Below are 15,028 nucleotides of genomic sequence, written 5' to 3'. Positions count from 1 at the left end.
AATGCTGACGGAGAAACGACCGAGGCGTGGATCGAATTTCGCCGCCAAAAGACAGCCGAAATTGTAGGCCACGCCGATGCTCTGCTTACAAAACACCCGGACCACCGGTCCACGACGACCTGGCGGAGCGGAACTTCACCGCCGCGGCACCGAACGAGCTCTGGCTCACCGACATCACCGAGCACCCCACCCCTGAGGGCAAGCTCTACCTCTGCGCGGTCAAGGACGCCGCGATGGAATCGTTCTTCTCGCTGCTGCAAAAGAACGTCCTGGATCGTCAGCGCTGGGGCACCCGACAAGAACTCCGGCTGGCCATCACGACCTGGATCGAAAGGACTTACCACCGCCGGCGACGGCAAAGACGGCTGGGAAAACTCACGCCCATTGAATATGAAACAATCAACCGAACGCCGCTCTTAGCGGCCTAATACCCGAGTCAACAAAAAGTCGGGGCAGTCCCGTCTTTCCAGCACCAAAACCAGGCTCAGATCATTCCGGTCTATTGGACCGGCACGGCGAAGTAAGTCGGCAGATCCTCGTACTTGAACATCCCGAGACCCTGATCCGTGACCGCCGTCGGCAGGTCCTGCTGCAGCGCGGCGAACTGCGGTTCCATCTGCTCCGGGAACTTCAGGTATCCAGTCGCATCGCCGGCGGAGTTCCGGCCATAGACGTCGCCTGCGTTGGAAATCACAGCCGGGTAGAAGTCCGACGCCGGGTCAATCCGCTTTTGCTCTCCGGTCTTCAGATTCACCGCCCACTGAGCGTCAACGCCCTGCTCATCCTGCCAGTGCATCAGGTACAGCTCACCATTAGGACTCGCAGCTGCTGCGTATTTGGGCAGCCGAGCCGTCGGGTAAGCGCATCCCTGGGCCGCGCCTTCGAAGGACACCGGTTTCCCGGTGTGCACGTCAACTGTCTCGCAGGTGTCGTCAACCTTCCGGACGGAAACGAACGAGGACCCGAAGACGATGGACCCGGACGCCTGGTCCGCGAACGTCGTCGACCAGTCACCGACGCTAAGCGTCGCCTCCGGCAGGCCCTGCTGCGGGCCGGCTGCCCGGGGCGAGCGGTATACATCCACCCCATCGATGCGGGCCAGCCAGGACTGGCCCTCGATTTCCGGAATCTGCTCCAGTGTTCCTGTCTCGGCATTGAGCACTCGAACGAAGTTGGGAGCCTCCGGGCCGGCCGTGACGCCGCTGTGCATGCCGAGTCCGCCGTCGGTGGCCGTAAAGGCGAGGGCGCCGTTGCCGGCATGGGTGGAGGTGGGCCGGAGGCCCGTCACCTGATCTTCAAGCACTTTGGCTTTCCCCGACTCGTCGACGACGATCAGCTGTGCCACAGGTGCTGCCCCTGAGCGGTGCCGGACTGGAGCGGCACGCCGATTTGATAGAACGTGAAGAACTCTTTCCCGTTCTGCCGGACCCGGTCCAGGGTCGGCTCGACGCGCTGCTCCGGGTCCAGGGCAAGGGACGGGGACCGATACAGGATCTCACCGGCGCTGTTGGTCACTACCAGGGTCTGGTCCCGGGTCTGCAGATCCTGATCCACGAACGCCGCCAGGTCGCCGATGACCTCCGCGCCCGCACCCTTCGGTGCGTACCATCCGGCCTGGCTCAACCATTGTGCCGGAAGGGCACCGCTCGCGTAGGGGAAACCTTCCTGGTACGAGGCCGGCTTGCCCAAGGTTGGCCGTTCCGAGGCGGTGGGAGTTGACGTTTGGGCCGGGTCCACTGCACTCGAGGCGGAGCTGCGGGAGGGAGTCAGGTCACCTGTTGCGGTGGCGTCAGCCGGGTCCGGCGACGACGGAGCGCAACCGGTCGCGAGCAGCAGCACTGCGAGAACGGGTGCAACGGCGTGCCTAATCAAATTCATTCCCCCTGGTGGTACACGAGACCGGATAATTCGACTTACCGGGTGTCGCTATCCTAATCGCGGTCCCCGGGGACTATTCACATCCCCGCGAATGCCGGCACGCACGAGATACTTCCTCCGCAGCGGCCTGGACCGACTCGGAGCAGAATTCCACGGCATGTCAATGACGTGGGTCGGCGTTCACTGCGCGCCGAATATGGCCGCGTTCCGCGAAACCGAGCAGTATTAGCGTCCGCAACCCGGTCCCCATGCCGTACGTGGGGTAGGCCGCCACAGGGCGCACAACGACGTCGCCCGGCCGAGCCTTAGCCGCAGCAGCGGCAGCGGCAGCCACGCCAGCCCGTAAGCCGGTCCCCCAGTGTGACGCGCTGCCACCGCTTCCCCTCCCCAGGAGCCTTGCAATGTCGAAACTGGCGCCGAGGATTTGCATAAACCCCGCGCATAAAAATGTCCGGTACAAGTGGCCCGAACGCTTCGGCTGGGGTGCACGAAATACTCCTGAACGTTTCGTACTACCGTTGCGAGTTCCGTTCATAAGAACCCGGCACCTAGGAAACCAGCGGCTAAAACTGGATACCGCGCGAGAGCCCGCCGTCCACGAGGAGGTTTGCGCCGGTTGTTCGGCTGGAGACGGGGCTGGAGAGGAAGACGACGGCGTCGGCTACTTCCTGCGGGACCCCCATCCGCCCGGTGGGGTTGAGTGCCATCGATGCGGCGAAGAGTTCCGGGTTGTTTGCCTCGATGCTCTGCCACACTCCGCCGTCGTGATACGTGTTTCCGGGCGAGACAGTGTTGGCCCGGATCCCCTCGTCGACCAGCTGGAAAGCCAGGCCGGCCATGTACGCAATGAGCGCGGACTTCACCGTTCCGTAGGGTCCGGAGGTGAAGTCCACTTCCCGCCCGGAGACACTGGAGATGGCAACGAGGGAGGGAGCGGAACTGCCCCGAACGTGCGGAATCGCTGCCTTCATGAGGCGTACGGTGCCCAGCAGATCCACATCGAGGGAGGCCTGCCACCCTGCGTCGGAATCGTCGATGGCGAGGGCGCTGACGTTGCTGACCACCGCGTCGATTCCGCTAAAGCGTTCGGCCGCGCCCTCAACCCAGCGTCCCACCGCCGCAGCATCCCCCATGTCCACAGCCGTGCCCTCCACCAGCGGTCCCACGGCAGCCAGAACCTCCTCCGTCTCCGCCACTTGGGAGGCGTTGCGGGCGCAGAAGGCCACGTTGGCGCCTTCCGCCAGGAACGTTTCCACGATGGCCCGGCCGATCCCCCGCGTTCCTCCGGTCACCAGCGCAGTCTTTCCGGTCAGCTGCAGATCCATGATGATCCTTCCGGGTGCGTGTTAAACGAGTTCGGTACTGCTTAGACGAGTTCGGCACTGCGGCGGCGGAGATCCGCGTGGATACCCTCATAGGCGTCAGCGGGCGGAAACAGTGCCTTCCGTGCCTTGACCACCACGCTGTAGTTGGCGTCCACAGCGTTGGCAATGGGGGCAAGCGCGGTCTGGGTCAGCAACTGGTATGCGTCCATCTGATGGAGCCCGAAAAGCTCACCAAACCAGCGAACCATCTCCACCTGCCCAATCCGCCAGGAGTCCTCCATGGGACGCGAGGAGCCAACCGCCATCCACTCCGTGTCGGTCTCCAGCCGCGGCCAGGCCGGGCTCCGCCCTTAATCAGTTCCACGATGATCGTGGAGTTCATCGCTCCCTCAACAGCGGTGCCGCAGGCTTCGCCCTCCCCCTGCCGGTAGTGTCCGTCGCCGACGGAAAACAAGGCACCCTCCTGGTTGACCCCGAGGTAGACCGTCGTTCCAGCCTTTACCTCCGGGGAATCCATGTTGCCGCCAAAGCGCTCCGGCACCAGCGAGGAGCGCACCTCCCCGCCCGGCGGCGCTACGCCCACGGTGCCGAGCATCGGTTCAAGAGGAAGCGCAATGTCGAAGTCTCCGAAGCGGGCCTGGAATCCCACCGTCTGCCGTACGGAGTCAACGTGGTAAATCCAGGTGGTGTCGGGCAGCGGATCCTGCAAAAAGCCGTCCGGTCGGTACTCGTCAGGCCGCCGAAAAATGGAATGGTGGCTGACGCGCCGTAACTCCGGGCGGGAGATAGGTCCACGATATGCAGGACAAGCGTGTCCCCGGGCTCTGCCCCTTCAACATAAAAGGGTCCGGTCTGCGGATTCACAAAATTCAAATCGACTTTTTCACTGGACAGATCCTCAACCGACGTCAAGGCATTGTTGAAGGCATCCTCGGACCACAAATTCAGCGCTGTTCCCGGTTTTATCCGCAGCACCGGGGCTGCTCCCCCGAAAGTATAGACAAGTTGATCACGACTGGGCCTGTATTCGACGGTCTCCATGCCCGGATACTATAGGCACCGCTTTTGACAGACAACAGCTCCCAAAGCCACGGAAAGAGCTCCGCCGGCAGCCTTCGAACCCCTGACCATCCACCGGACTGCCGGCGGGAGGGATAATGGACAACGGTCCGGATACAGCCGCGGCCGGATCACAGTTCAACCAGCTAGGGGACGTCCATGACCTTGATCGACAACGGCGTGTATGTGGACGGCAAGCGGCAACACACTCCGGACAACCTCGACGAGACCTTCGAGTTGACGCGCTCCTCCGGCGGGATGGCGTGGATTGGCCTGTACCGGCCCGACGACGTCGAACTGCTGGCCGTCGCCGAAGAATTCGGACTGAACCTGCTGAGCGTGGAAGATGCCCTGGCCGGGCACCAGCGGGCCAAGCTGGAGCACTACGGCGACACGCTGTTCGCAGTGCTCCGCCCGGCCCGCTATCTCGACGACCTCGAGCGGGTGGAGTTTGGCGAGCTGCATGTATTTGTCGGTCCCAACTTCGTGGTTACGGTCCGGCACGCCGAGTCTCCGGATCTTGGCCGGGTGCGCAAACGGCTGGAACAGGAACCGGACCTGCTGGCGCTTGGCCCGCACGCCGTCCTCTATGCCGTCCTGGACCAGGTCGTGGATGAATACGCACCGGTGGCAGCCGGGCTGGAGAATGACATCGACGAAATCGAGGACCAGCTCTTCGGCGGCGATGTGGAGGTATCACGCCGCATCTACGAACTCTCCCGCGAGGTGATCCAGTTCCAGCGGGCGCTCTCTCCGCTGGAGGACGTCGTGGGAGCCCTGCAGCGCAAACCCGAAGAGCTGGGGGTCCCCGCGGAGCTGCGGGACAACCTCGGCGACGTGCTGGACCATGTCCTGCGCCTGATTGACCGGGTCAACGCGTACCGCGCCCTGCTGGAAAACGCCCTGAATCTGGCCTCCACGCTGGCTTCGAACCGGTTGGCGGAAACCAGCATCGAACAGAATGAACAGGTCAAACGCATCTCGTCCTGGGCCGCCATCCTCTTTGCCCCGACCCTGGTGGGAACCATTTACGGCATGAACTTCGAACACATGCCTGAACTGTCCTGGGAATGGGGATATCCGCTGGCCGTAGTGGCCATGGGAGTGATGGCCGTCATCCTGTACGCCACGTTTAAGCGAAACAAATGGCTTTGAATCATCCGTTCGGATGAGCCGGAGCTGTGGTTTCGCTTCGCCTTCCGTGCGGCATATGATCCGGGTATTCTCCCGGCACTAAGAACAGGACGGTGTGTATGCGTTCCAGGGCACCCTTCATTTTCCGCCGGCCGCAGCATGCCGCCCTCATGGTGGCAGCGGCGCTGCTGGCCACGGGCGCCCTGGCGTCCTGCGCAGACAGTCCGGGCTCCGGAACACCATCGGTCGAAGGCTCCTGGGGTGACACCAGTAATTCCAGCGCTCCCTCACTGGACTTTGCCTCCGACGGACGCGTCAACGGAACGGACGGCTGCAATCACATGATGGGCAGCTGGACACAGGACGGCAGCTCCGTCGTCCTCAGCGACATGGCCACCACGCTGGTCGCCTGCATGGACGTCGATACCTGGCTTTCCGCTGCAGCCACAGCTGAAGTGAACGGCGACACGCTGGAGTTGTTCGACGGGGACGGCGAGCCGATCGGCACCCTCCAGCGCTAGACTCGGCACCGGCACCGTCAGCGCCGGCTTCGCGGTCCACTCCCGCCCTACCCGTCGAAGTGGATGATCTGCCGCAGGGCGCGCCCTTCAGCCAAATCATCCATGGCCCGGTTGATATCCCCGAGCCCGATCCGGGCAGAGACCAGTTTCTCCACCGGCAGCCGGCCCTGACGCCACAAATCGGCAAAGACGGGGATATCCCGGGACGGCACGGCAGAGCCCAAATAGCTGCCGATGATCGTCCGGGCCTCCGCAACCAGTGTGAGCGGCGAAACCCGGGCCATGGCGTCCGGTGCCGGCAGCCCCACGGTAATCGTGGTACCGCCCGGCCCCGTCAGGGCGACGGCGGTCTCGAAGGCCCGGGCGTTCCCGGCCGCTTCCACCACCACGGGCGCCGTAATTGCTCCGGACTGCGCATCCGCCGGACGGTAGGCAGCTGCAGCACCCAGCGCCACGGCCTGGTCCAGCTTGTCCGGATTCGCATCGATTCCTATGACTTCCGCCCCCAGTGCGCGGGCTGTGAGCAGGGCCGCCATGCCGACGCCGCCCAGGCCCACCACGATCAGCGTGTCTCCTGTCACCGGTCTGGCCAGGTTCAGTACGGCACCTCCGCCGGTCAGGACAGCACACCCCAGGAGGGCAGCGACCTCGGGGGGAACATCCGCGTCCACCTTCACCACCGACCGCTGGTCAACGACGGCGTGGGTGGCGAAACCTGAGACGCCCAGATGGTGCAGCACCTGGGCGTCTCCCCGGTGAAGCCGGACTCCTCCGGAGAGCAGGGTCCCCGCGGTGTTCGCCGCAGTACCTTCGCTGCACGGCAGCAGGCCATTGGATTGGCAGCCCCGGCAGGACCCGCACCGTGGGAGGAACGTCATCACCACGCGGTCCCCGGGGACCAGGTCCAGCACGTCACCGCCCACGCTTTCCACGATGCCGGAGGCTTCGTGGCCCAGCAGCATGGGCACGGGCCGCACCCGGTCCCCGTTCACCACGGACAGATCCGAATGGCAGATTCCTGCGCACTCTATCCGGATAAGGATTTCACCGCGCTCCGGGGCATCAAGCTCCACATCGCAAACCGTAAGCGGCAGCGAGTCGGCATACTTTGCGGATTTACCCACCTGCTCCAGAACTGCACCCCGGATTTTCATGCGCTCCGCCTCATCTGTTGACCACTAGCTGGTTTCTTTCCTGCAATCTACCGGTTCCTCCCGAAACCCTGCCCGCCATTCCTCAGGACTCGGGATCAGGAGCGGGCCTGCGGTTGTGCAGCCTCAACGTGCAGGTCGACCCCCTTCGTTTCCCGAACCAGGGTCACGGCACCAAAGGAGATGACGCACAGCACCATGATGTAGATGCCGATGGACGGGGACCAGCCCGTTTCGTTGAGCAGCATCTGCGCGATGGCCGGGGCAAACGCGCCGCCGAGAATCGCGCCGAGCGCGTACCCGATGGAGACGCCGGAGTACCGCACCCGGGCCGGAAACATCTCCGCGTACAGGGCCGACTGCGGACCGTAGGAGAGCCCCAGCCCGATGGTCAGCACGAAGATGGACACGGCAAACAGCACGATGTTGGCCGTGTCGATGAGCAGGAACATTGGCACCGACCACAGGAAGACCCACGCGTAGCCGATCTGGAACGTCCGGATGCGGCCGATCCGGTCGGAGAGTATCCCGCCGTAGAGCGTAAAGATCAGCCAGCCGAAGGAACCCAGCGTGGTGGCGAGCAGGACGGCGGGGCGGTCCATGCCCAGTCCCCCGGCTTCGGCCTTGCCCGTGGCGTAGGACGCGAAGAACGCGATGACCAGATAGCCGGCGGCATTGTTGGCAACAAAGATCAGCGCGCTCAGGACGACTTCCCGGCTGTTGTGCTTGAACAGCTGGGCCAGCGGCGCCGATGATTCCCTCTTGCGTTCCTGGATTTCCTTGAAGACCGGGCTTTCCGCCACGGAGCGGCGGATGAAGTATCCGACGCCGATCAGCACCACGGAGAACAGGAACGGAATCCGCCAGCCCCAGGAGAGGAACTGCTCTTCGCTGAGGCTGGTGCTCAGTAGATACATGACGAAGGTCGCCAGGATCATGCCGATGGGGACGCCGATCTGCGGGTAGGCCCCGAAGAGGCCCCGTTTGTTGGCGGGTGCGTGTTCCACCGACAGCAGGGCGGCACCGCCCCATTCGCCGCCGGCCGAGAACCCCTGCAGGATGCGCAGCAGCACCAGCAGGATCGGGGCTGCGACGCCGATTTGGGCGTAGGTGGGGACCAGGCCGATCAAGGCTGTTGAGGCACCCATCATGAGCAGGGTGAAGACCAGCATCTTCTTGCGGCCCAGTTTGTCTCCGAGGTGGCCGGCGACGACGGCGCCCAGCGGGCGGAAGAGAAAACTGATGCCGATGGTCGCGAAGGACACCACCTGCCCCAGCGGCCCCTCGCTGACCGGGCCGAAATACAGGGTCGCCAGGACAAGCCCGGCAGCCTGGGCATAGATAAAGAAGTCGTACCATTCGATCGTGGTGCCAACCAGCGTTCCGGCGAGGACTTTGCGTTCCTCCTGCGTCATGCGGCTGTGGGGCTGCGCTGCAGTGTAGTTGCTCATGAAAACTCCGTTGTTATCTGGCATGTGAACCTGCGCGGCAATAACTGAACGGCCGGTCATGCCGTCGACCACCAAATTACACCCGATGTGACGCAGCACACAGCATGTGGCGCAGGGAAGAATGCCCGCCGCAGCAGGCGGCGGACCGGCAGGCGTCCGCGGGGGTTGGAAGGGCGGAAAAAGAAGTCCAGAATGGTCTTCGGTTTCCGCTCCTCCCTGTTCCCCCTTTCCCGCACTGAACGGCACCTTCCTTTGGATAACATCAAGCCCTGGCCGGCACTCTGGTCACTCGTGATCGGCTTCTTCATGATCCTGGTCGATTCCACCATCGTGAACGTGGCCACCCCGGCCATCATGGCTGACCTGGACGCCGACATTGACAAGGTCATTTGGGTCATTAGCGCGTATCTCCTGGCCTATGCCGTTCCACTGCTGGTCACCGGCAGGCTCGGTGACCGCTTCGGGCCCAGGCGTGTCTACCTTGCGGGGCTGGTGGTCTTCACGGCATCCAGCGCCTGGTGCGGTTTCGCCGATACGGCGGACATGCTGATCCTGGCACGCGTGGTCCAGGGTTTGGGCGCGGCACTCATGACGCCGCAGACAATGTCGGTGATCACCCGCATTTTCCCGCCGGAGAACCGTGGCACGGCACTGGGCCTGTGGGGCGCCACAGCCGGGGTTGCCACCCTGGTGGGTCCGATCCTGGGCGGGGTCCTCGTGGACAGCCTTGGCTGGGAATGGATCTTCTTCATCAACGTCCCGGTGGGAATTGTGGGGTTCATCATGGCCTTCCGGCTGGTACCGAAACTGCCCACTGCCGTGCACCGCTTCGACATGCCGGGCGTGTTCCTCAGTGCGGCCGGATTGTTCTGCCTGGTCTTCGGCATCCAGGAGGGCGAGTCCTACAACTGGGGCACCATCGCCGGTCCGCTGTCAGTGTGGTCGCTGATCATTGCGGGCCTTGTCCTGCTGGGCCTGTTCATCCTGTGGCAGCGGATTAACCCCGGGAACCGCTCCTGCCCCTGGGCCTGTTCCGGGACCGGAACTTCTCGCTCGCGAACACCTCCATCACGGCGATGGGATTCGCCATCACGGCGTTCTCCCTCCCGCTGTTCCTTTATGCACAGACCGTCCGGGGGCTCAGCCCGACGCAGGCAGCGCTGCTGCTCACACCCATGGCCGTACTGTCCGGTGTCCTGGCGCCGCTGGCGGGCAAGCTGGCCCAGCGGGGCAACCCCAAGTACATGGCTGCCGCAGGCTTTGCCGCCCTGTCCGTATCCCTGTTCTGGCTCGGAAGCATCCTGACTCCGGACACGCCGTACTGGCAGCTGATGCTGCCCATCGCGCTCATGGGCCTGGCCAATTCCTGCATTTGGTCCCCGGTGTCCCTGACCGCCACCCGGAACCTTGCCCCCGCCGTCGCCGGGGCGGGCTCCGGTGTTTACAACACCACCCGCCAGTTCGGGGCCGTCATCGGCAGCAGCGCCATTGCCGCCATCATGCAGTCCCGGCTCACGGCCCAGTTAGGAGCCGGTGCGGCCGGAGAGCAGTCCTCCGGCGGACCCTGCCCGAGCCGCTGGCCGCCGGCTACGCCGCCGCGATGGGACAGTCCCTGTACCTGCCCGCGGTTGTCATCCTGATCGGCCTGGCTGCGGCCCTCTTTTATGCCCGCCCCCAGCCCTGGAGCCCTTCCCCGGCCCCGTCCGCCGGGGCGGAAGGCTCCGCGAAGACTGCCCGCAGCCGGTAACCGCGGCTGCTGCATCCTGCGGAGCCGGCGCAGGGAATGTCCGGCAATACGCAGCCGCCTTCCGCGGTAGGGAATCCCGCCGCACAGACGCCAGCCCACCGCAAGCCAAACACAGACAGCGCGCTCCAGCATCCACAGCGGAGCCCAGAGCGCGGCGGCGGGGCTGAACACCTCTGTTCCCCGGGCACGCCGGCGGCCTGCTTCGGCCACGAGGACCGCGGCGGCGGCATATAAGGCCGGGCCGGCCGGTTTCCGCAGGCACAGCAGCGCCGCCGGCAGCAGCACCAGCTCGGCAGCCAGCCGCGGCGGCTGGGCAAAGTCGTCATAGGCCTGCCGCACCCGCTGGCGGCGGAAGTGCTGAACCGGGCACGGAATCCGGGGAACAAACAGGTCATCGGCGCGCACCTCCCGGCCTCCCGCCGCGCGGACGGTGCGTATCAGTTCCAGGTTTTCGAACAATACATTCCCGCTGTAACCGCCGGCAGCCTCCAGCGTGGACTTCCGGAGGACCAGCGTGCCGGGGTAGTCCGATCCGAACGCCCGGTTGACCAGGGTCCTGGCCGTGTCCCACCGGGCATGCCATGGCAGCGGGGCCGGGTAGTAGTTTTGGGGGCGCACGACGTCGGCCCCGGCCAGAAGCGCAACCGCCCGCTCCAGCGCCGCGCGGGTGTACCTCACGTCGTCGTCGGCGATCACCAGGTATTCCCGCCCGGCAAGCCGCACTCCGGTGAGCACCCCGGCCACCTTTCCGTTGGCGCAGCCCGGATGGTCAGGCCTGACATGGTGCACCGCACCGGGAAAGGCCCGCGCGTGGGCTTCAAACAGGTCATCCGGCGATCCGTCCACGACCAGGACTTTAATCCAGCGGCTCAATTGCCCGAGGTAGGCGCACAACGGCTCCAGTTCCGCGTCATTGCTCCATTTGAGCGGCAGGATGTATCCGGCGTCGGCCAGCTGCGGCGCTGCGCCCGCCGGAGCCCCCGCCGCCACCGCGGTCCCGCTCACGTCGCCTCCTCCCAGGCGGTGGCAGAGTTCCGCGGCCGCCTGGGGAGGAGACCGCGGAACTCCGGCCCTCTTATTCCTTGTGCAGCTTGTCCTGGACGCTGCCCGCCATCTTTTCGACGGCGTTGGGCAGGTCGGTGGTGCCGTAGTAACGGGCGTCCACCCGGGTGGGCGGCGGCATGGGGGCCGACGTCGTCGGACCGTCGTGGTAGCTGAACTCGCCCAGCCCGTCCGGGGTGGGGCCGGAGGCCCAGGATCCCTCGGACGCCGTGTTGCCGTCGGAGAAGTTCAGGTACTGGTAGGAAACCGTCCGCTCCTCCTTCTTGATCGGGAAGTTGGACGGCACGGGCAGCGACTCGGCACCCTCAGCCTGCAGTTCCTTCGCCGCGGCAAGCCACTGGTTCTGGTGCATGGTGTCACGGGCCAGCAGGAAGGAGAGCATGTCCCGCACGCCGTGGTCATCGGTCATGTGGTACAGCCGGGCCACCTGCAGCCGGCCCTGCATTTCCGCATTCGCATTGGCCGTGAAATCCGCCAGCAGGTTACCGCTGGCGGTGATGTAGCTGCCCTGCCAGGGGTTGCCGTTGGAGTCCACCGGACGTGCGCCGGCGCCGGCCACAATGGCCTGCTGCACATCCATACCGCCCACCACGGCCGCTACTGTCGGGTCGTTCTGGACCGCGTCCTCGGTGATGCCCAGCGGGGCCTTTTCCAGCAGCTGGGCGATCATGATGGCCAGCATCTCCACGTGGCCCATCTCCTCGGCCCCGATGCCATACAGCAGGTCGCGGTATTTGCCGGGGATGTGGGAGTTCCAGGCCTGGAACCCGTACTGCATGGCAACGGTAATCTCACCGTACTGCCCGCCCAGGACCTCCTGGAGCTTGCGCGCATAGACGGCATCAGGTTTTTCGGGTGTGGCCTTGAATTGGAGTTCCTGTTTGTGAAAAAACAATCTGCACCTCCGATGGTGTTCCGGCTTACGGCCCTGTTCCCGGGCCCGCGGTCTGATGCTAGAAAATTAGCTCAGAAGTAAACTTATAAGCAAGCTTTCTATTCTTCCGGCGACGGGAAACCCAACTGCGCGCAGCATCGAAACCGCCGGGGATTGCGGCCCCGGACGCCGAGGGGATATGATCCCCGTACGGCCCAGAAGCGCGCCATGATTTCCGCCATTATTTAATGGCCCGGGGAAACTATGGGACACACATTGAACGCACTGATCCGCCCGGATGTTGATCCGGCTGGCATGGAGACTGCTGACCGCCGCGCCGGGAGGTCCGGCTGGTGAGAACCAGATACCTGAAGCCTTTCGTTCCCGACCAGCTGCATTCCCTGGGGCTTCCAACTGACCCCAGCGATACCCCGGGGCTGGCGGCTCTTCCAACGACGACGCTGCAGAGCCTGGCGGACCGCGTCTATGAGCAGCTGGATGCCGACTACCCGTCACTGGAAGCTGCGGACTGGTACAACGCCCTGGGGGAGGCGCTTAGCACGCGCGCAGACAGGCGGGACGCCCTGGACCGCCCCGCCTGAACGCACCGCCCGACTATTCCCTGTTCAGCTTGTCCTGAACTGCTCCGGCCGTTTTTTCCACGACATTGGGCAGCTCCGTGGTGCCGTAGTAGCGGGAATCGGGATGGGTGGGCGGCGGCATGGGCGCCGAAGTGGTTGGGCCGTCATGGTACGTGAACTCACCGTGCCCGTCCGGCGCCGGACCCGACGCCCAGGTACCTTCGGACGCCGTCTTGCCGTCCGAGAAGTTCAGGTACTGGTAGGAAACTTCACGGTATTCCTTGTTCAGCGGGAAGTTGGACGGCACCGGCAGCTGCTCCATGTCGTTTGCCTGCAGTTCCAGAGCGGCAGTGGTCCATTGATTTTGGTGCATGGTGTCCCGCGCCAGCAGGAACGAGAGCAGGTCCCGCACGCCATGGTCATCGGTCATGTGATAGAGTCGGGCCACCTGCAGCCGGCCCTGCATTTCCGCGTTGGCATTGGCCGTGAAATCCGCCAGCAGGTTACCGCTGGCGGTGATGTAGCTGCCCTGCCAGGGGTTGCCGTTGGAGTCCACCGGGCGTGCGCCGGCGCCGGCCACGATGGCGTGCTGCACGTCCATGCCCCCCACCACGGCGGCCACCGTGGGATCGTTTTGGACCGCGTCCTCGGTGATGCCCAGCGGGGCCTTTTCCAGCAGCTGGGCGATCATGATGGCCAGCATCTCCACATGGCCCATTTCCTCCGCGCCGATGCCGAACAACAGGTCCCGGTATTTCCCGGGGATATGAGTGTTCCAGGCCTGGAATTCGTACTGCATGGCCACCGAGATTTCACCGTACTGCCCGCCCAGGACTTCCTGGAGCTTGCGGGCATAGACGGCATCAGGCTGGTCCGGTGTGGACTTGAATTGAAGCTCCTGCTTGTGAAAAAACATAAGTACCTCCGGGAGGGGTTGGAGCACCCGGTTCCGCACCTCCGTGAGGGGCCGGCGAGCCGGTGCACGTGTGGTCAACGTAGTCCGGGAACCCGCACCGACGGAAGAGTAGCCAGCCTACTTATCACTTTCCCTTTCCAGCTCGTCGGCTATCAAACGGCCGATTTCCAGCCCTGCGGTGGCTGCCGGCGACGGCGAGTTGAGCACATGGATTTGCCGGGGCGCCCGTTCATACAGGAAGTCATCCACAAGGGCTCCATTGCGCCTCATGGCCTGGGCACGAACCCCGGCATGGGCCGGCACGAGGCAGTCGTCAGGCAGTGACGGGACCAGTTGCCGCAGCCCGGAGAGGAAGCGTTTCCGGGACAGCGAGCGCGCTGCCTCACCCACGCCCACCCGCCAAAATTTGGCCCCAAGCTTCCAGAGCCCGGGCCATGCGGCGCTGTCCATCAGGTCCCGTGGGTTGACGTTCAACCAGCTGTAGCCTTCCCGGGCAAAGGCAAAGACGGCGTTCGGCCCTGCGTGTACGGCTCCGGTGGTCATCTTGGTGAGATGGACGCCCAGGAAGGGAAAGGCGGGATCCGGCACCGGGTAGATGAGGCCATTCACCAAATGCGCCAGTTCCGGCGCCAGCTCGTAGTATTCGCCCCGGAACGGAATGATCCGCACCTCGGGCCGCAGCCCGGCCAGCCGGGCAACGCGGTCGCTGTGCAGGCCGGCACAGTTGACGAAGCCGTCGGCCCGGTGCGTTCCGGAGACCGTCTCCACCGTCACTCCCCTGGAATCCGAGCGCACCGCCGTAATTTCGCTGTGAAAGTGGATCTCTCCGCCGCCCTCCCGGATCAGCCGCACCAGGACGGCGCAAATGCCGCGGTAATCAACGATTCCGGTGCTCTCCACCCGCAGGGCGGCCACGCACTGAACGTAGGGCTCATAGCCGCGGGCCCCGCCGGGTCCAATGAGACGGCAGGGAACACCGTTTTCCATCCCCCGGCGGAGCAGCTCCTTCAGCGCGGGCAGCTGGCTTTCCGTGGTGGCAACCACCAGCTTGCCGGTGATTTCGACGTCGACGCCGTGGGCCTGTGCGAAAGCCTTCATCGAAGCGGCGCCGGCAGTGCCCAGCGTGGCTTTGAGGCTGCCCGGGGCATAGTAAAGGCCGGAATGGATCACGCCGGAGTTGTTGCCGGTTTGGTGGACGGCTTCCGAAGCTTCCTTATCCAGCACCGTCACGCGGTGACCGCGCCGGCCAAGTTCATAGGCCGCAGCCAACCCGACAATGCCGGCGCCGGCGACGATGACGCTGTTGCTCGAGGCGGGGGCAACCATCAC

The 15,028-nt window shown here is 64.7% G+C and carries 14 protein-coding genes and 3 pseudogenes; 5 read left to right on the top strand and 12 right to left on the bottom strand.

Annotated features, from left to right (window positions below; all coding sequences use genetic code 11):
* Positions 1 to 89 precede the first annotated feature (89 nt).
* A pseudogene (locus OL239_RS02250) lies at positions 90 to 428 on the top strand (IS3 family transposase); the annotation flags it as partial.
* A 71-nt stretch (positions 429 to 499) separates the two neighbouring features.
* Here the strand turns inward: OL239_RS02250 and OL239_RS02245 are convergent.
* The 6 genes from OL239_RS02245 to OL239_RS02220 all read right to left on the bottom strand — a co-directional run bounded on the left by OL239_RS02245 (position 500) and on the right by OL239_RS02220 (position 4,244).
* Positions 500 to 1,345, bottom strand: coding sequence for a hypothetical protein (locus OL239_RS02245; RefSeq protein ID WP_268910554.1), 846 nt, complete (start codon positions 1,343 to 1,345; stop codon positions 500 to 502).
* On the bottom strand, positions 1,333 to 1,878 hold the full coding sequence (locus OL239_RS02240; protein WP_268910553.1) for a hypothetical protein: 546 nt from the start codon (positions 1,876 to 1,878) through the stop codon (positions 1,333 to 1,335). The genes OL239_RS02245 and OL239_RS02240 overlap by 13 nt, the downstream gene beginning before the upstream one ends.
* A gap of 563 nt (positions 1,879 to 2,441) precedes the next feature.
* Entirely contained in the window at positions 2,442 to 3,203 is a 762-nt protein-coding gene (locus OL239_RS02235) for an SDR family NAD(P)-dependent oxidoreductase (protein WP_268910552.1), read from the bottom strand.
* Positions 3,204 to 3,244: 41 nt separating this feature from the next.
* Complete coding sequence (locus OL239_RS02230) at positions 3,245 to 3,508, bottom strand: hypothetical protein (RefSeq protein WP_268911830.1); 264 nt, start codon at positions 3,506 to 3,508, stop codon at positions 3,245 to 3,247.
* A complete protein-coding gene (locus OL239_RS02225; RefSeq protein WP_268911641.1) occupies positions 3,391 to 3,720 on the bottom strand; it encodes an acetamidase/formamidase family protein in 330 nt (109 codons plus the stop codon). Before OL239_RS02225 ends, OL239_RS02230 begins: the two co-directional genes overlap by 118 nt.
* Positions 3,721 to 3,776: 56 nt before the next feature.
* Positions 3,777 to 4,244: an acetamidase/formamidase family protein gene (locus OL239_RS02220; RefSeq protein WP_268910551.1), complete on the bottom strand. Its 468-nt coding sequence runs from the start codon at positions 4,242 to 4,244 to the stop codon at positions 3,777 to 3,779.
* A 177-nt stretch (positions 4,245 to 4,421) separates the two neighbouring features.
* Here OL239_RS02220 and corA point away from each other — a divergent pair, with 177 nt between their 5' ends.
* Positions 4,422 to 5,417, top strand: a complete 996-nt coding sequence (gene corA, locus OL239_RS02215) for a magnesium/cobalt transporter CorA (RefSeq protein ID WP_268910550.1) — start codon at positions 4,422 to 4,424, stop codon at positions 5,415 to 5,417.
* Positions 5,418 to 5,515: 98 nt separating this feature from the next.
* A complete protein-coding gene (locus OL239_RS02210; protein WP_268910549.1) occupies positions 5,516 to 5,917 on the top strand; it encodes an META domain-containing protein in 402 nt (133 codons plus the stop codon).
* Positions 5,918 to 5,964: 47 nt separating this feature from the next.
* Here OL239_RS02210 and OL239_RS02205 read toward each other — a convergent pair whose 3' ends face one another.
* Both OL239_RS02205 and OL239_RS02200 read right to left on the bottom strand, forming a co-directional pair.
* Positions 5,965 to 7,071 (bottom strand): alcohol dehydrogenase catalytic domain-containing protein, encoded by a 1,107-nt coding sequence (locus OL239_RS02205; RefSeq protein ID WP_268910548.1) that lies wholly within the window; start codon positions 7,069 to 7,071, stop codon positions 5,965 to 5,967.
* A gap of 95 nt (positions 7,072 to 7,166) precedes the next feature.
* Positions 7,167 to 8,519, bottom strand: coding sequence for an MFS transporter (locus tag OL239_RS02200; RefSeq protein ID WP_268910547.1), 1,353 nt, complete (start codon positions 8,517 to 8,519; stop codon positions 7,167 to 7,169).
* Between the two features lie 252 nt (positions 8,520 to 8,771).
* Between OL239_RS02200 and OL239_RS02195 the strand changes: the two are divergent.
* A pseudogene (locus OL239_RS02195) lies at positions 8,772 to 10,266 on the top strand (DHA2 family efflux MFS transporter permease subunit).
* Positions 10,267 to 10,839: 573 nt separating this feature from the next.
* On the opposite strand, the pseudogene OL239_RS19935 reads toward OL239_RS02195, so the two are convergent.
* A pseudogene (locus OL239_RS19935) lies at positions 10,840 to 11,112 on the bottom strand (glycosyltransferase); the annotation flags it as partial.
* Between the two features lie 229 nt (positions 11,113 to 11,341).
* Positions 11,342 to 12,223, bottom strand: coding sequence for a manganese catalase family protein (locus tag OL239_RS02185; RefSeq protein WP_268910546.1), 882 nt, complete (start codon positions 12,221 to 12,223; stop codon positions 11,342 to 11,344).
* A 332-nt stretch (positions 12,224 to 12,555) separates the two neighbouring features.
* On the opposite strand from OL239_RS02185, the gene OL239_RS02180 reads away from it, so the two are divergent.
* Positions 12,556 to 12,804 (top strand): hypothetical protein, encoded by a 249-nt coding sequence (locus tag OL239_RS02180; RefSeq protein WP_268910545.1) that lies wholly within the window; start codon positions 12,556 to 12,558, stop codon positions 12,802 to 12,804.
* A gap of 13 nt (positions 12,805 to 12,817) precedes the next feature.
* On the opposite strand, the gene OL239_RS02175 is transcribed toward OL239_RS02180, so the two are convergent.
* Together OL239_RS02175 and lhgO are read right to left on the bottom strand one after the other, a co-directional pair.
* A complete protein-coding gene (locus tag OL239_RS02175) occupies positions 12,818 to 13,699 on the bottom strand; it encodes a manganese catalase family protein (protein ID WP_268910544.1) in 882 nt (293 codons plus the stop codon).
* A 117-nt stretch (positions 13,700 to 13,816) separates the two neighbouring features.
* The gene (gene lhgO / locus OL239_RS02170; RefSeq protein WP_268911640.1) at positions 13,817 to 15,025 is read right to left on the bottom strand and encodes an L-2-hydroxyglutarate oxidase; all 1,209 of its coding nucleotides are present in this window, start codon (positions 15,023 to 15,025) and stop codon (positions 13,817 to 13,819) included.
* Between the last annotated feature and the right edge of the window lie 3 nt (positions 15,026 to 15,028).

Source organism: Arthrobacter sp. ATA002, assembly GCF_026898095.1.
In the GTDB taxonomy this organism is placed as follows: Bacteria; Actinomycetota; Actinomycetes; order Actinomycetales; family Micrococcaceae; genus Arthrobacter_B.
The sequence above is the reverse complement of the archived record's forward strand: the minus strand, read 5'-3'. Positions and strand labels throughout refer to the sequence as shown.